This window comes from Psychromonas sp., from assembly GCF_983033635.1.
Genome location: NZ_CEZLMY010000007.1, coordinates 35,416 through 51,754 on the forward strand (window position 1 = coordinate 35,416; position 16,339 = coordinate 51,754).

A 16,339-nucleotide genomic window follows, 5' to 3' on the forward strand; every position below is an offset into this window, starting at 1 on the left:
GGTTAATTTAAGCAGCTTTATTGTTAAATCATGGGCTTTTTCAGGATTTAACATAAATAAACAACTGCGCATAATTCGGTAAAACATAGCAAAGACCCTTAAAATGAAGTAAATAGGAAAAAACGAGCGTATTGTACCTTTAATCTGATAAACGTGAACTACAAAAACAGAAATAATAAAACTATTAATCGCAAGTAACTAAGCAGTTATTCAACAACAATATGTTGATAAGCATGAACGCGGCTTCGCCAACCTTTTAACCAACGAAACTCATCCCTTGGGGCATTCTTTACCCGCCTAGTTAACACTTCATCAGCAGCTAGCCCAAAAGCGCGTAGCGGATTTTTATATTCTTCAGGCATAGTTAATAAAACCTGTTTAAGCCCCCAGCCCTGCCCCTGATAGCGTTCATTTTTTGATAAACCTTCACCTTTAAAATTGACATAATCAAGCAGCGTAAAGAGCCCTGCTGTTGTCGAGGTCAACTGGCTTAAATGATAATTTATTTTACTTTTTTGTTGCTCATTACAATCAGCAAGGATCAACGGAATTGCAGTTTCGAGACGCAAAACAATAAATTTAACCTGCACATCAAGATGTTCGCTCAAGAACAGTCTTAACCCACTAAGCGTTTGATCATTAAACTCATGATAAAATTGCTCTCGTGATTGCCATGGTGCAAATTTAGTTTTAGTAAGCCAGATTGGCAGTTGTATGCCACGCTCTTGAAAATATGCTAACAATGCCGGAAATTGCTCTTTGAATGGTCCTTTTTCCTTGTTTGGATACCAGATGAAATGACCTAAACCAAGTGATGGGAAGTTTTCACCACGATTCCATGTGGTTAGATGCTGTAACTTCTGCTGCCCTTCATTTTTCCAAATCAGCTGCCCCAATGCGTCCGCTTGTTGCGAGGTTAAGTTAATATGATATGGCTGGCAGAAAGCAGAAAAGCTAGTAAGCAGTAGCGCTAAAACAACAAAACGACGCATAACGTAAACCTGATATTGGCAAATAAAATATGAAGGGGTTAAACGACGAAATGAAAGCTCATGCTATCGATGATTGCTTCGCGTTTTTCTTGAACTGCAACTTGCTGGTAGGCATCTAATGCCCCTCTTTGCTTAAAACTAGGCTGATCATAACCGAGAGTTTGATGGATAGAGTCTTTCTGTTTTTCAGAAAGGATCATTGAAAAATCAGCGGATTTGGCTTTTTTTGTTACGGGTGCGACTTCACTACTACTGGCTACTGACGATTTTTTGGGAATCGCCGTTTTGCCAGTATGAATCGCTTTTGTTACTAAAGTTGTATTATTTTGTATTGCCATTAATAATCCAAACTATTAATTTAATAATTTACTCTCTGCCTGGTAATTTTTTCCAAGTCACTTTATCACGTAAATATACCGGGGTTGCTAATTCAGGTAAAACTGTCAAAGAATTTTCTACGCAACTCACAACTTGATCTAACATATATTTTGCACTTGGAAATTCAATATCAAGCTGTAATGCCTCTTCAAAGTATTCAACTAATTCAGGATAAGCCGCCCAACCTGAACCGACTAAAACTGCATTTTTCTTTACGTTTAACTCAAGCGCCAATAAATCGGCAGGTTTAATCACTACTTCTTCATCAACTAATACCATTAACTTATTGTCTAGCTGGTAATGAGCAAAATAAACCTCTCCCATACGCGCATCAATAGCTGCATAAACATCAGTAACGTGCTGAGTTTTATAAGCTTGTTGCGCCATCGCATGCAATGTTGAAATCCCCACCATCGGCTTTTCGATACCATACGCTAAACCTTGTGCAATACTGATGCCAATTCTAACCCCTGTAAAACTGCCCGGTCCGCGACCATAAGCAACTACATCAATTTCAGGAAGTGTTAAACCAGACTGCTGTAATACTTTCTCAACAGTTGGCAGGATCTTGGTGGTATGTTCACGTGGTGCCAGCATAAACTGATCACTAATAACCTGTTCTTTATCTGTCAAACAAAGCACTGCAACTGAACACGCTTCAGTTGAAGTATCTACACATAAAACATTTAACGCTTTAGACATATTTGGCCTATTTATATTTTAATATTTAATCAATTTATTTCAAAAATTCTATCGCATTTTCTAAACAGCGGGTAGATGACTTTACATAGCCATGCACAGTAAATGATTCAATCAATCGCGTTCAAAAATTCTATCGCATTTTCAAGTGATCTGGTACGAGGCATGCACGGTAAACTATTCAAGAATAAATTTCCATATTTACGCGTCACCAAACGGCTGTCGCAAACAATTAACACGCCCCTGTCTTGCTCAGCTCGAATCAAACGTCCGATCCCTTGTTTAAAGGTAATAACCGCTTGCGGTAACTGTACATGTGCAAAGGGATCCTGACCTTTTAACTGTGCATCTTCTATTCGTGCTTTTAATAACGGCTCATCAGGTGAACTGAACGGAATTTTATCAATAATAACACAAGATAAAACTTGTCCTCGTACATCAACACCTTCCCAGAAACTTCCCGTTGCAACTAATAGTGCATTGCCATGACTGACAAACTCATCGAGTAAAGCTTGTTTACTTTTTTCTCCCTGTAATAACACAGGAAGGGTTAGTGTTTGTCTGAATCCTATAGCTAACTGATTCATCATTGCGTGGCTGGTACATAAAAAGAAACAGCGTCCTTTACTGGCGCGGATAACGGGCGCTAAGCGTTCGACTAATTTATCTGCAAGTCCTGGCGTTCCTGGTTCAGGCAATAATCTAGGTACCACAAACAGGGTTTGCTTAGCGTAATCAAAGGGGCTGCTTAATTGTAAGCACTTACTATCCTGCAGACCTAATAATTCGGTAAAATGGTTAAACTGCCCTTTTACCGATAAAGTCGCTGAGGTAAAAATCCAAGCCGCTTGTTTTTTCTGACATTCTAGTTGGAAACGCTGCGCAACACTTAACGGGGTTATATTTAATGAAAAATGCTGTTTCGTACAATCAAACCAATAACTAAAGCCGCTTTCATTAACGCTATTTAGTTTTTTAAACAGTAAAGTAAACTGATTTAGCCGCTCGAAACAATGATCTAACACGTCACTTTTGCCTAATAGCTCACAGATCACTTCCTTTAAAAAATCCATCACTTGTAACAAGCGCTGTACATGAAGCTGCATAACCCGCTCCCTAGACTTTTCTCGCCAGCTTCCTGTACCTTTATCCATCGCAAAGGCTAAACGAAAATCCAATACACTGATACGTAACTGTTCAGCCGCTTTTGCCATCTGTTTTGCTTCACGCATTTCTGTGCGATAGACAAAGTCAATCTCTTTTGCAAGCTCAATAAGCTGCCGGCTAGAGAGCGATTCGCCGAAATATAAACTGGCAATATCAGGCAATTGATGCGCTTCATCAAAAATATAAACGCCAGCTTCCGGCATCAGTTCACCAAAACCGGTTTCTTTGACCGCTAAATCAGCAAAAAATAGATGGTGATTGATCACAACGACATCAGCCTGCATCGCTTTTTTACGCGCTTTAACAATAAAACAGTCATCAAAACTTGGACATTCTCGTCCTAAGCAGTTGTCATTACTACTGGTGATAGCAGGAATAATAAATGCGTCTTCGGCTAAATTATCTATTTCGGCAATATCACCCGTTTTTGTAGAGAGTGCCCAATTTTTAATTTTCACCAGTTCTATCTGCAGCGCTTTCTCCTTATGTTTACTTTCTAACATAAAGCGATTTAAACGTTCATTACACAGGTAGTTACTGCGTCCTTTTAATAACGTCACTGTACCGGTGAAATTGGTAGTTTCGACAAGTATCGGCAGATCTTTTAAAAACAGTTGTTCCTGTAACGCTTTGCTGCCAGTTGAAATAATTATTTTGGAAGATGTCTCTTTATCAAAGGATAACAGTGCGGGGGCTAAATAAGCGAAGGTTTTACCCGTACCCGTTTCAGCTTCAACCACTAAATTTTGTTTGCTTTTGATGGTATGCGCGACCGCTTCCGCCATCTCAACTTGCGCATCACGCGATATAAAATGAGGCAGCTTTTGGCTTAACGCACCAGAGGGGGAAAAAAAAGATGAGATCAAAACAATACACTCTTATCGCAATATGATTAAAGGTTAACACAGGGTATTCTACGTCAATTAGCAAGAATTAATAAGAGTAAATGAATATGGATAAACAAAAGTCGCATTTTTTACCAGACCAACTGGGCTGCGAATTTAAGACCATCAAAGCGATGGTTAATATTTATTGCCGAGCTCATCATAACAGCACAAGAAAATCTGTACCCTGTTGTGAATGCGCTGAATTTATAAGATATGCCAATGAAAAGTTAGATCGTTGTCCTTACGGTCAAAATAAACCAACCTGTAACAGATGTCCGATTCATTGTTATAAACAACAGCAGCGTCAGCAAGCAAAAGAGATCATGCGTTATGCTGGCCCGCGTATGTTATTAAAGCATCCTATTTTAGCGATAAAACATCTACTTGCCGAAAAGCGTGCGGTACCAACAAGCATCCCTAATAAAGCGTCAAATCGCCATATTCGTAATGCGGATAAATAAGCCGATGATTATTGTGCAAAGCCCTAGCGTGTATTAGTTCAGACTAGATCTGGCAGTTCAGTCTACTAGGCGCAACTTAATCTGACAAATCTACGCTCGCTTTCTCCCAATAACGAGCGTTGCGCAATATTTGATAGCTTCATTGCGAGCGGAGCTTTGTGCATGCTTTCAGGAAAAGCGTGCTGGTTAAACCAGCTCGTAAATGCCCCTATAGTGATCTACAGAGGTGAACTCTTTGGGTTTCTCACTGTTTTAACTGCTTTCTTATAATGTTGTTGGATAACAATATGAGTGACACATCTTGAAGATTAAGCATTGAATGTCACTATTCATTTGCTAAGTTATGAACAAATCGGGCTGTGTATAAAAGAATGTTTGATTCAACATTCTTCATCAATGCAGCACTCATCTTGTAAGAAACCAATCACTGATTGCAGTTTTTCAAACTCTGCAACACAGAAAAGAGTACGACCTTCGCGGCGCTGCGAAATTAGCCCAGCTGAAACCAAGCTTGAAATGTGGTGTGAGAGTGTTGAACCAGGAATCCCCAGCTTTTCTTGTACCCCCCCCACAGCAACACCTTGATAGCCTGCGCGAACGACGCTTTTATAAATCGTTAATCGAGTCGGGTGTCCTAACTCTTTCAATGCCTTAGCAACAATATCAATGTCCATAGTTTTGCCTCTTTGAGAATTGTATTTCGATCTTACTAGAAATCTATTTGCCGCGCCAATGATTCGTTGCTGAAGGGGACTCTGTTCATGATCTCACAGTTGCGGATCAAGGACTGGTTAGAATATAGCGATATAAGAAGTAGTCTTTAGGTTATGAAGTGATCAATTAAAGCAGACTTGAACCCATTTGCGATCAGAGCCGGCTTCGATGTAATGCTGAGACGAATCTGTTCCAGTTTACGACACAACCATTTTTTGTTGAATTATCTTCTTAGGTATATTTTAAGAGAGCGACACTATCCCAAATCAGGCCGCCTTCTTGGAAGGCGGCTAGAGTATTACTTATCCCTAGAATGGAATGATGGTTTGGTAAATTCAGTCCCATCCTCTGTAATTGCGAGATATCTAATGTGATGTGTAAAAGGTGCTGTTATCGGAATATAAACCTTACCCTTATCATCAGTAAAGTACGTTTCACTTTGCATCGCTGAGTTGATTATTGATACTTTGGCATTGACTGAGGGCTTATTGTTATCAGTAACGCGCACCCAAGCACCTTGTGCTCTATCAGTAACCTGAATTCCAGCGAGAGCAGAGCCAGATAATAAAAATGCAGCAATTAGACTTAAACTTTTAATTTTTAACATAACGAACACCTTGAAATATTTATGATATGGGAATAGTTAAATGATGTAACAGCAGCCATTGTGCTGAACAAAAAACAAGGCCGCCAATTGGCGGCCTTTATTGCATAATGATTAGCCAAATATAAAGGAGTAAAGATAACCGGCACCAACTGCCATACCCAGGATCACGGTTAGAAATGCTGCAATCATTTGGTTTTTAAATATTGATTTCAACAGGATAACTTCGGTCAGACTCGCGCCGGCGCTACCGATAATCAGTGCCATTACAGGCCCTAAAGCCATGCCCTTTGCAACCAGAGCCGCACTTAAAGGGATAACCGCTTCAGCTCGAATGTATAATGGGATACCAATAACAGCAGCTACTGGAATGGCATACCAGTTACCTTCACCAGCATATTCAGCTATTAAATCTGTAGGGAGAAAGCCGTAGATGAATGCACCTAATGTGATACCCATCAACAAGTAAGGGAAAACCTGTTTGAAATCCTTCCAAGTTGAGCGCCAAATACGCATCCAACGATTGTCTTCTTCTTTTACTTCGGGAGCGCTATCGCAGCAAGATGTTGCTGCTGGGGCACTGTCACAGCATGAAGCCGCGGCCATCGCAGGAGTTGTTGAACAGCATGATGCGGTTGCTGGCTCTGGCGCGCTGTTACAGCAAGACGTTGCCGCTTGTTCTTTTTTAGAACCGCATGATGTGCCGCAGCTTGAGCTTTCAGCCTTTTCATACGCTTCTGGTTTTACATATTTGTCAAATCCCAGCTTTTCCAGCACAAAACCAGACGTCACTGCCACAATGATTGCGACAAGGAAGTAGAACACGGCTACTTTAATACCGAAGGTCACGACAAACAGGCCGATAATGACGGGGTTAAGCAGAGGGCTGGAGAATAAAAACACCATCATCGGACCAAAACCCGCCCTTGCTCTAAGCAGCCCTTTTAGGAATGGGATGGTAGAGCAGGAGCAAAATGGAGTAATAGCACCAAGCAGCGCCGCGATGATATAGCCTTTTCCCTTGCGTGAGCTCAGGATCGACTGGATTTTTTCGGGTGTTATAAACTCTTGTAGTACACCAACAAGATAGCTGATGGCTAAAAAAAGAATAATTAATTCTGTCGCTAAGAAAGCGAACATGTCTAGAGCCTCTTTGGCCATAGTTAAGATTTCAGGACTCATAATATTTATTTAACCTCTTCGTGATTGCGTTATTACTAGATATACCGAAGTATTGCTTGAATAATTTTTCTTGTCAAGCCATTATTCTAGAATAGCCGAATTAACAAATGTGCATTATTATGAGTGATAACAAAATAATCTCTAAAGCATTAAAAGTATTGGGGAAGTCTGCAAGACTATCCATTTTACACTTTTGTGAAGCATGGTAAGTCTGGTATGTCTGTGGGGAAAGGCGACTTATCTTAATTCGATTGGTGCTTTCAATATGCAGCTCACGGGTGGTAAGTTTTTGATGGCGTTTTGTGGTAGCAAATTAGTCTGGACCACCCGAAGAGCCCCTTTTGGAGAAGTGCAATTCGCTGAAGGTAAAGGAACGTGCAATTTAGCGGAAATCCATCAATAGAAGGATGTAATGACATTAATTGTAACTCAACCATTAACGGATGAAAGTTGGCATAAACTTGAAGTTAACGACTATACACATTTTTTTAAAAATGGTCGTTGTATCAGTTGCATGTTTAGCACATCGGTTTTGTAATTTTAAAAGGATTCATCATGATTGAATTAACAACTAAACAAGCAACTCAAGACGCCATTGAGTGGGCACTAATGCAAGGTCTTGCTTTAAAAATCACACCACAGTCGGCAAGTCACGTCGCTTTTAGTTTTACTCCCGCTTCAATTAATAGGAAGCGTTTTGAACATTTAAAATCAACAGTACCTCTTCTTGGTAAATTGATTCATTATGTATCTGAAAATCAGCTATTTCTACGTGAAGCCATTAGTCCGGTTGCTTCTGGAGATGCGTTTTTTGGCGCATTGTTAGGTATGCACCGTCAGATCCATAAAGGTGCACGCAAAGCGCCTCGCTTACCTCTTTTAATTATGCGCAGCGATTTTATGGATGATGCTAAAGATGGCCCCAAACTTATTGAGTTTAATGGTATCGCAGCAGGTATGGGCCCATTTGGGCAGCGAATTCACGAACTGCATCGTTACCTGCGAACTCAGTGGCCTGATACTTATGCCACTTGGTCGAGCGCTGAAGAGGGGGAGCTTATCAGCAACCCTGCGATTGAGCGACTGTCGCAAAGTATTGCTGATGCGACGTTTCAAATCAAACAAGAGTCAGGCGACGAAGGTCTCGCTGTCTTTTTAATGATTGTTCAAGCAAATGAGGATAATGTTTTTGATCAACATCTGCTAGAACTCGCACTGCAGGACAAAGGTATCAAAACGGTGAGACGGACGTTCCGTGAGTTATACGGTAAATTATCGACTGGTCAGGATGACCGATTGATATTAGAGGGTATTGGCCCTATTGACTGTGTGTATTTACGTGCAGGTTATGAATATGAAGACTATGCCGCCAGTGACATTATCAGCCGCGTATGCTGTGACGCTCTAATGCAGACTCGAGTTTTTATAGAAAAACATCGTGTGGCAGTTAATGCGACGGTCAGTCAACAGCTTGCAACGAGTAAACGAGTACAGATGTTACTTACCTCTATGAGCACAGAATCCCTTACTCAGTTTGGTTTGAAACAGGACGAAGCTCAATCGGTTAAAAACTTGTTAGGTGAAATGTTGCCTGTAAACAAAGATTCTGTGAGCTGGTCCAGTGAACATTCATCTTTAGATTGGGTACTAAAAAATCAAGGTGAAGGTGGCGGGCATTGTGTGTTCGCAGAGGATATTTTACCGACATTACAGAGGTTAAAACCTGAAGAGTATCAGGCATGGTCGTTAATGCGCCGCCTGTATCCGACCCCAAGAGCTAACACAGCCTTATTGGTGAGAAAAGGAGAGCTTTCTAAAGTGGATGATCTGATCAGTGAAATAGGTATGTTTACTGTACATATAGATGGAAAACCAGCAGTTGAAGAAGAAGGCTACGCTGGATATTTAATTCGTAGCAAGTCCTCGACGATCACCGAGGGTGGAGTTCATAGTGGGATGGGCGTATTAGATTCACTGGTTTTTGAAACTGGAGTACCCCAAAAAAACTAGCACAGAGTGGTGGCAAAGCGCGCTCTTACTGATTCGTTGGTGAATTGATCGTTCCGGTCAATAGAAATCTGTTTTTGAGATACAAAAAGTAATAGGCGGTGGCACAAACTGAAGCGAAAACTCTAAGGTTTTTTTGTGCCCATACCGACTTGGGATGATGAATTTGTAACGCACGCTTTCTGAAAAAGTATGCATGATATAAAAGCCCAGCTAGATCTTGCAAAAATTTAACCACGCTCGCTTCTTCCCGAAAACGAGCAACCATATGAGCGAGTGAGATGTCAGAACTGATATAGTCCTGAGTTGAAAATTATTAAATGTAGTCTGAACTAATACAATTAAACAGTGATATCAACATGCTTATCCGTTATTACATCTTGATCTTGCGGTTTCTCTTCTTTTATTTTTTTAACTTGAATTTTATGCAGAGCATGGGTGCTTTCTGCAAACACTTCAGGAGAAACATTATTTTTACGGTTAGAGCCTTGATACTTTATAAGTTTATGATTAACAATTTTTGCATCATTAAAGGGCTTAAAAACATAAGTTCGATTGATGAAATCGATGATCAGATGCTGACTCATATCTCCTCCTAAATCTATCTTAATTAACATTTCTAATTAATTTATCGGCATTTACTTATGTTTCTTGAGTTTTTTTGATGTAAAACATATTTTCCAGCTCAATAATATTTGTGTTAACACTAATATTATAGTTGCGTTCTACTTGTTGAGTGGAGATTATGAATAGCAATATAATAAAAATTTTTAGCGCGGTTATCTTCGCCTTTATGCTGTATTTTTTTGCCTATTTATGGCTTGCCTCAGAACAAGCTATAGCACTAGGCTTGATCTGCTTCCTGGTGATTTTATGGAGCAATAGCGCCTTACCACTTGGGGTAGTTTCACTATTCCCAATTCTGCTATTTCCTATGTTTGATTTGATGCCAACTAATGTGGTGACCAGCAATTACAGTAAATCTATTATTTTCCTTTTTATTGGAGGATTTTTATTAGCGATTGGCGTTGAAAAAACAGATCTCCATAAAGTGATTGCCAATAAAATATTGCAGATTTTCCCAAATACCGTGCGCGGCATGATTTACGCGTTAGCATTAACAGCAGGTAGCCTGAGCGCCTTTTTATCTAATACCACCAGCTGTTTATTATTAATGCCACTGGTACTGTTTTTATCCGATGACAATGCATTAAAAAAACGTTTTGCGTTAGCACTCTGCTATGGCGCCAGTATAGGAGGCATTATCACCCCAATTGGCACGCCACCGAATCTAATACTGTACGGTATATTTGATGATTTAAAACTGCAAAGCATTCCTTTTGCACAATGGGTAATGCTACTGCTTCCTTTAGCTATCATTATGTTTTTGCTACTGGGTTGGATACTTTCATGGGGAACAAAAGGTAAGAAGTTAGATAAACATCACCTGCAAATAAATAAGCCGCTCACAGTCGAGCAAAAAAAAGTGGCGACTATATTAATAAGCTTGATCCTTTTATTATTTGCCAACTCTCCGATACAACCCTACTACGCAGGATTGGGCTTGAATGAAAAAGGCATATTATTAGGTGCGGGTTTACTGCTATTTTTACCGCCGTTCAATATCCTCAATTGGCAAAATATGAAAAAGGTTCCCTTTGAAATTATCTTGTTGTTTGGTGCTGGATTTTCTATTGCAGCCGTTTTTACCAGTTCTGGTTTAGCCAACCAACTTGCGCTTTTTCTGCAAAACTTCAGCCAGCTGCCAGCGCCATTACTTATCATTTTAATCGCTTGTTTAGTTACATTTTCGACCGAAATCACCAGTAATACAGCTCTTATATCAATGATACTCCCTGTTATTTATGCACTTTCAGAGCAAAATGGTTTAGACACAAGATTACTGATGATGGTGGCAACGATTTGTGCCAGTTACGCGTTTATGTTACCGATTGCCACACCGCCCAATGCAATCGCCATGAGCAGTGGCGCAGTAAAAGTGAGCAGTATGATGAAGTATGGTCTGTTATTAAATCTACTTGGCATTCTGCTCGTTTCAATATTTGCTTATGGTTATTGGCGCTATTTTATCAACTAATCAGCGCTTTGATTTTTAAGTTGAAAACGCTCAGCATCCTGACGGAATTGCCTGTATTTATTAAGAAGTTCTGCTTTGGATAAATGCTCATCACCAAAAAAGAAACCGCCATCCGCCGCAATTTTATCATAGTGCTGTTCAAGCGAACTCAAGATAAAGTCCGCTTTTTTAAGCGTATAGGGAGTGCAGGATTGACCGTGCAGATCATCAAGCAGATCAAGTAGATTTGAACGGTAACTTTCAAGCAGATAGAGTTCTTGTAAAGCATTATCACTTGACAATGCAACTTGCCAGCAGTGATTAATTGCCTGCTGTCGAGCGATCACTTCATTACTAGCCTCTATCTCGATAAGATTGGCTAATTTGATTTGATAAGCCTGCAAAGCACTCTGTTTTTCAACTTTATATAAATCAAACAATGCATCACTGCTTAAATTGAGTGTGTTTTTCAGTAAATAATCAAAAAAGAAACGCGTTTCAAATCGCTCTATGCCATGAAATAATGGTGTCTTTAATCCATTACTATTAAAGTGCTTTGTAGGATCAAACTGATACATATAGCCAAAATCAAACAGTTTTATCTCATTTTGACCATCAAGCAGAATATTACCCGGACAGAAATCCCACTCAAATAAGCCACTGAGCTCAAGATTATTTATCGTAGAAAAAATTTGCAGGAATATCTGTCGATTTAAGATCGTTAATGGTTCCCCCATTATCCAAGGAGAAAGAATAATACCGTCTCTAAAAGAAGCAAATTGAGTATCGACAATATGTTTAAAGTTTTCCGGGTTATCTTGTTTTAGTTTTACTAAATCTCGGCGACGCTGAACTTCATTCAAAAAAGAGGTTTGCCCGTCAACGTTATTGACCAGACTAACCGGACGCTTTAATTTTAGGGTCCAGTTTTGCCCATTAAGGTGCAAATGATAAACCACCGCAGTAAGGCCTGAATTAAACGTTTCCACTACATAGCTTGAGCCAGCCGTTGTGCTTTTAAGCTGTTGTAATGTAAAAGGTAAACCTTGTAAGGTGCCAATTTCTATATTCTGTTCACTGTCGACAAATGCTTGTTGCGCTTGTTGGCGTTGCTGTTCCATGGCCTATTTTCCTTAATGATAGCAATCAGTAAAATTCTACTTAAAACAATAGCTGTTCGAATCAGTTAAAAATCTTTTGCCGTATAGATTGTCATTGTTAAGTACGACAGGTCAACGTCTATACCCATGATACCTCAAAGTGCTTTATCAGGACTCAGCTCGGAGACCAGAATAAGGCACAGCATGAGGGTAATGGTTGTTCCCTTATCGAATGCTGTAACGCAATACTGGTTTTCGAGCTGAGCCCCCGCAGGGCAAGCCAAATTGCACTCATCTGCGTCGTTATAAAATCTCAATGTAGAATAACTATACTTCAATTTTATGCCTAGCACCTAAGTACAATTTGGCTTGCTGATTTTGCATCTTGAAGTAACATGGGTATAAATATTAAAAACGCCCTCCCGATTGCGCTATCTGACTTTCGACTAAGATATTTTACGATTACTTTAATAAAGGCAAAAAAAATGCCGTTCAAATGAAATGAACGGCATTAGTAGTGAACGAGTAATTATGAATTAACTCATTTTATTAACTTACATTGCTTCTAGCAGAATCAAACCTTCAGTTCCTGCATTAAAGCTAACAGAGCCATTATTCACTGTTACGATTGAACCATCATAAGCATTACGTACGCTGCTACCATCAGCAAAATAACCCGCAACATTTACACTAACCGTTCCAGCGCCATCAAGCACAACAACCACGTTATTCACCACACCAGAAACTGGATTAGTCCAGCTACGGGCAAAGGCTTTACCGCTTGACTGACCAGAAAGCGTTGTATGCTGACCTGCACCAACGGCTGGGTTATCGCGACGGAATTGTCCAACTTTCTGCCAATGCTGATGAATCGCATTATTCGCTCGGCTCCAGTCAACACTTGAACGGCTGCCTTGGTCCGCATCACTGCCGCCGTCACCATTATAACGACCTAGTTCATCACCATAGAAAATCTGCACACCACCTGGTAATAACAGTAAAGCGGTACCAGCACGTTTTTGGCGTGAATCATCCCCATTGTAATAAACAGCTCCCGTATCATGGCTAGAGATATAGCTCAGTACATTCCAGTCTGTTGAGCTATTCACTTGCCCTGCATAACTGGCAAATTGATTCAGCATACTATCAGCACTTGCAACCATACCGTCGATTGCGCCTTTAAAGCCGAAGTTAATCACTGAATCAAAGTTAGCTGTTGTATGGATATCCGACTGACCAACACCATGTCCCCAAACTTCCGCTGTCGACCAGAAATCATCATTCCAATCCGCACCGGGTAAGCTTGGATTATTTTGACGCCACTCATTCAATGCAATCTTGGCTTGATAGTTAAGGTTTGACCAATTGTCATAGGTTACATGCTTAGCGGTATCTACGCGGAAACCATCAATACCGTAATCTTTGACATATTGAACTAACCACTCAGTGATCCAATCACGAACACGTTTAGTGCCTTGTGCCTGGTAGTTACTTAAGTAACCTTGACCGAAGGTTGCTTTGTTCGCTAAGAATGGTGGAATGCCAACCGCTTTTGTAGACTCTGTTTTAAAGTCTGGCAGATAGGCTAAACATTTAGTGAGATCATCACCACCACATGCATCATAACCAGGCAGGCCTACGCGTACCCAATCTTTACCCCACCAATTAAGCCACTTATATTCATCGCCATCATAGTTAATACTGCTGTGATAGCCAAACCAATTGCCGTCACTTGGTGTCCAGTATTCACCCGCAGTTGTTGAACCGTAGTTAAACTCATGCATATCTTTTAAGGTGTTGTAACCCGCATGGTTCATTACCACATCCATTACCACGCGAATACCTTGACTATGGGCGGTATCAACAAACTGTTTGAATTCAGCTGGCGTTCCCATATTCGCATCAAGGTTAGAGTAATCTTGCACGTAATAACCGTGATATGCGTAATGGGCAAAATCACCATCATCACCACCACCAACAAACCCATGAGCTTGTTCATACGGTGCGGTTATCCAGATAGCGTTAACACCAAGATCAGTAAAGTAACCGGCATTAAGCTTTTCAGTTAGACCGGCAATATCACCACCGTGGAAAGTACCGATATTTTTACCCGTAGCATCAACGCTTGGGCGACCATAAGAGTTATTGTTAGATGAATCACCATCTTTAAAACGGTCGGTAATTACAAAGTAGACACTTGCATTATCCCAAGTGAAATCAGATGCAGCTACTGGAGCAACTTTGGTGAAAGTAGAACATTCATTGTCACTGCTATCAGCATTTTCAGCCCATAAGCAAACTTGCATTGACTGATCGATTGCCAATTCCGCACCAATCGTAATAACCGCACCATCAGTAAAGGCAACACCATTCACAGCATCACTGCCGTCAATTGTGTAACGACCGCCTGTTACATCATCACCTGTCGCATGCAATGTCACCGTTAGGTTGTCACTTGAGAATGTGCCACCATTAGGATCAATGCTAACCTTTGCATCATCAGGTGGAACCTCACAACCATCTGTCCAACTACTCGTAGCAACATGATAGGTGCCATCACTAGCGCGCGTTAAATCATCCGTTTTGTTATTGCCACTTTCACTGAAAAGAAGATTACTTGAATCACTCTCTGTGAAGCTATAACTGAATAAGCCATCAGCAATTTCAGTCATCGCATCACCAGGCCAAACGGAGTTAGCCGTTGAACCTGCAGGTAGCGCGCTCCAATGGTGAATAGTTGGCTGATTTAATCCTTGAACACAGACACTGAAACCTGTTTCCTGTACTTCAACTTTGTTGTAAACATAAGTTTCTGTTGTACTGCCTTGTGCATTTACAGCATAAACCTGCAGCTCGACAGATTCACCGATAGTGATATCTGAGCCCACAACGATAATATCGTCATTACTGAAAACAGTTCCCTGCTTCACATCACCCGCACCAATTAAATAGCGGCTGTCTGTCACTTCAACACCATTGTAGCTTAATGTCACATTCAGGCTATCTGTCGTAAAGTCACCACTTGCAGGTGTAATAGCCAGCTCAGGTTTTGTCACGTCAGGAATTACAACGGCTTTGATTTCATAAGTAGAAGCATTTATGCTAATAGCGTAGCTAGTATAATCAGCAACCGTGAAATCTTCCGCTGGATAGTTTTCTCCCCAGCTTCCATCAGCTGTACAAGCTGAAATTTTAAAACGCGCCGGAGTCTCTTCTCCCGCAAACGCCTGATTTAGCTCATATAAGCCCGCTGCAGAATTAAATTGCAGAGGCGTTTGTCCCCAACCATTAGGCGTGCCACGTAAACACCATACAGAAGGCTCTTCTCCCGCAACGGTGATATCAACACTTGCTGTATTACTGCTAGCGCCTTGATCATCTGTTACTTGTAGTGTAACCGTCTGGCTTTTCTCAAATGTTACCGTAATAGATTCAGTTGTTGCGCCTGTGCTCCAGTTATAAGAAGCAACAGTTCCATCTGCATCACTTGAACCTGATGCACTGAAAGTAATGCTAGTGCCCGCATCCACTGTTTGCGCAGTTGCAGGAGATATAGCCGCAATTGGGGCTTGGTTGCTTGAACAGCTGGCAACAGGGGTAGCTTGAATATTTTTACTGTCACTATTAAAAGTTATCAGGTAAGTTCCAGCCGAAACAGTGTAATCCGCGCTTGGGTATGCTTCATTCCAATTGCCATAACGATCTATTTTAAAGCGAGGGTTATCACTGCCAAAAGTCTGACAAGTCTGGTATTCACTTGCAGATACATACTCTAGTGCTGTACTGGCCCAGCCATTTGGTGTGCCGCGAAAATCCCATTCTGCCTGAGCAGATAGCGAAACCGCAAACAAACCAAACAATAATGCTTTGTTCATTTTAATTCCTTTTAAAACTAAGTTAAAGCAGCAACCACAATGGTTATTGCTTGTTTAATAGGCAACAAACATCAATTTATTGGTTAATATCTATTGCTATATTGGATATACAGCAAACGCTGTATAGAGCGAAGTTAAAGGACTTCACTAAAAGATAAAGATTTTTGAAAGACGGAATAATCCGTTAAAACGACTC

Annotated in this window: 15 protein-coding genes; 5 read left to right on the top strand and 10 right to left on the bottom strand. The window is 40.6% G+C overall.

Annotated elements, in window-relative coordinates; genetic code table 11:
- Positions 1-206 precede the first annotated feature (206 nt).
- The 4 genes from AC4GME_RS01885 to yoaA form a co-directional block, all read right to left on the bottom strand.
- Entirely contained in the window at positions 207-992 is a 786-nt protein-coding gene (locus tag AC4GME_RS01885) for a hypothetical protein (RefSeq protein ID WP_490377263.1), read from the bottom strand.
- A gap of 38 nt (positions 993-1,030) precedes the next feature.
- The gene (locus AC4GME_RS01890) at positions 1,031-1,330 is read right to left on the bottom strand and encodes a hypothetical protein (RefSeq protein WP_490377262.1); all 300 of its coding nucleotides are present in this window, start codon (positions 1,328-1,330) and stop codon (positions 1,031-1,033) included.
- 28 nt (positions 1,331-1,358) lie between these two features.
- Positions 1,359-2,072, bottom strand: a complete 714-nt coding sequence (tsaB, locus tag AC4GME_RS01895; RefSeq protein ID WP_490377261.1) for a tRNA (adenosine(37)-N6)-threonylcarbamoyltransferase complex dimerization subunit type 1 TsaB — start codon at positions 2,070-2,072, stop codon at positions 1,359-1,361.
- 107 nt (positions 2,073-2,179) lie between these two features.
- Positions 2,180-4,102, bottom strand: coding sequence for a DNA repair helicase YoaA (gene yoaA / locus AC4GME_RS01900; RefSeq protein WP_490377260.1), 1,923 nt, complete (start codon positions 4,100-4,102; stop codon positions 2,180-2,182).
- A gap of 86 nt (positions 4,103-4,188) precedes the next feature.
- On the opposite strand from yoaA, the gene AC4GME_RS01905 reads away from it, so the two are divergent.
- Positions 4,189-4,584 carry a nitrous oxide-stimulated promoter family protein gene (locus AC4GME_RS01905; protein WP_490377259.1) on the top strand — a complete coding sequence of 132 codons (396 nt, stop codon included), beginning with the start codon at positions 4,189-4,191 and terminating at the stop codon, positions 4,582-4,584.
- Positions 4,585-4,964: 380 nt separating this feature from the next.
- Here the strand turns inward: AC4GME_RS01905 and AC4GME_RS01910 are convergent, their stop codons facing one another.
- The 3 genes from AC4GME_RS01910 to AC4GME_RS01920 form a co-directional block, all read right to left on the bottom strand.
- Positions 4,965-5,258 (bottom strand): ArsR/SmtB family transcription factor, encoded by a 294-nt coding sequence (locus tag AC4GME_RS01910; protein ID WP_490378786.1) that lies wholly within the window; start codon positions 5,256-5,258, stop codon positions 4,965-4,967.
- 338 nt (positions 5,259-5,596) lie between these two features.
- On the bottom strand, positions 5,597-5,905 hold the full coding sequence (locus AC4GME_RS01915) for a hypothetical protein (protein ID WP_490378787.1): 309 nt from the start codon (positions 5,903-5,905) through the stop codon (positions 5,597-5,599).
- A 111-nt stretch (positions 5,906-6,016) separates the two neighbouring features.
- On the bottom strand, positions 6,017-7,084 hold the full coding sequence (locus tag AC4GME_RS01920; protein ID WP_490378943.1) for a permease: 1,068 nt from the start codon (positions 7,082-7,084) through the stop codon (positions 6,017-6,019).
- Positions 7,085-7,286: 202 nt separating this feature from the next.
- Here AC4GME_RS01920 and AC4GME_RS01925 point away from each other — a divergent pair, with 202 nt between their 5' ends.
- Genes AC4GME_RS01925 through AC4GME_RS01935 form a run of 3 tightly spaced genes read left to right on the top strand, consistent with a single transcriptional unit; the run spans position 7,287 to position 9,094 of the window.
- Entirely contained in the window at positions 7,287-7,487 is a 201-nt protein-coding gene (locus tag AC4GME_RS01925) for a class II glutamine amidotransferase (RefSeq protein ID WP_490378207.1), read from the top strand.
- Positions 7,488-7,496: 9 nt separating this feature from the next.
- Positions 7,497-7,622, top strand: a complete 126-nt coding sequence (locus AC4GME_RS01930) for a hypothetical protein (RefSeq protein WP_490378208.1) — start codon at positions 7,497-7,499, stop codon at positions 7,620-7,622.
- A gap of 17 nt (positions 7,623-7,639) precedes the next feature.
- Positions 7,640-9,094: a glutathione synthase gene (locus tag AC4GME_RS01935; RefSeq protein WP_490378209.1), complete on the top strand. Its 1,455-nt coding sequence runs from the start codon at positions 7,640-7,642 to the stop codon at positions 9,092-9,094.
- A gap of 338 nt (positions 9,095-9,432) precedes the next feature.
- Here the strand turns inward: AC4GME_RS01935 and AC4GME_RS01940 are convergent, their stop codons facing one another.
- Positions 9,433-9,678: a hypothetical protein gene (locus AC4GME_RS01940; protein ID WP_490378210.1), complete on the bottom strand. Its 246-nt coding sequence runs from the start codon at positions 9,676-9,678 to the stop codon at positions 9,433-9,435.
- A 158-nt stretch (positions 9,679-9,836) separates the two neighbouring features.
- Between AC4GME_RS01940 and AC4GME_RS01945 the strand changes: the two genes are divergently transcribed.
- On the top strand, positions 9,837-11,189 hold the full coding sequence (locus AC4GME_RS01945; protein ID WP_490378211.1) for an SLC13 family permease: 1,353 nt from the start codon (positions 9,837-9,839) through the stop codon (positions 11,187-11,189).
- On the opposite strand, the gene AC4GME_RS01950 is transcribed toward AC4GME_RS01945, so the two are convergent.
- A complete protein-coding gene (locus tag AC4GME_RS01950) occupies positions 11,186-12,289 on the bottom strand; it encodes a hypothetical protein (protein ID WP_490378212.1) in 1,104 nt (367 codons plus the stop codon). The two genes, AC4GME_RS01945 and AC4GME_RS01950, sit on opposite strands and share 4 nt — an antisense overlap.
- Positions 12,290-12,822: 533 nt before the next feature.
- A complete protein-coding gene (locus AC4GME_RS01955) occupies positions 12,823-16,143 on the bottom strand; it encodes an alpha-amylase family glycosyl hydrolase (protein ID WP_490378944.1) in 3,321 nt (1,106 codons plus the stop codon).
- Between the last annotated feature and the right edge of the window lie 196 nt (positions 16,144-16,339).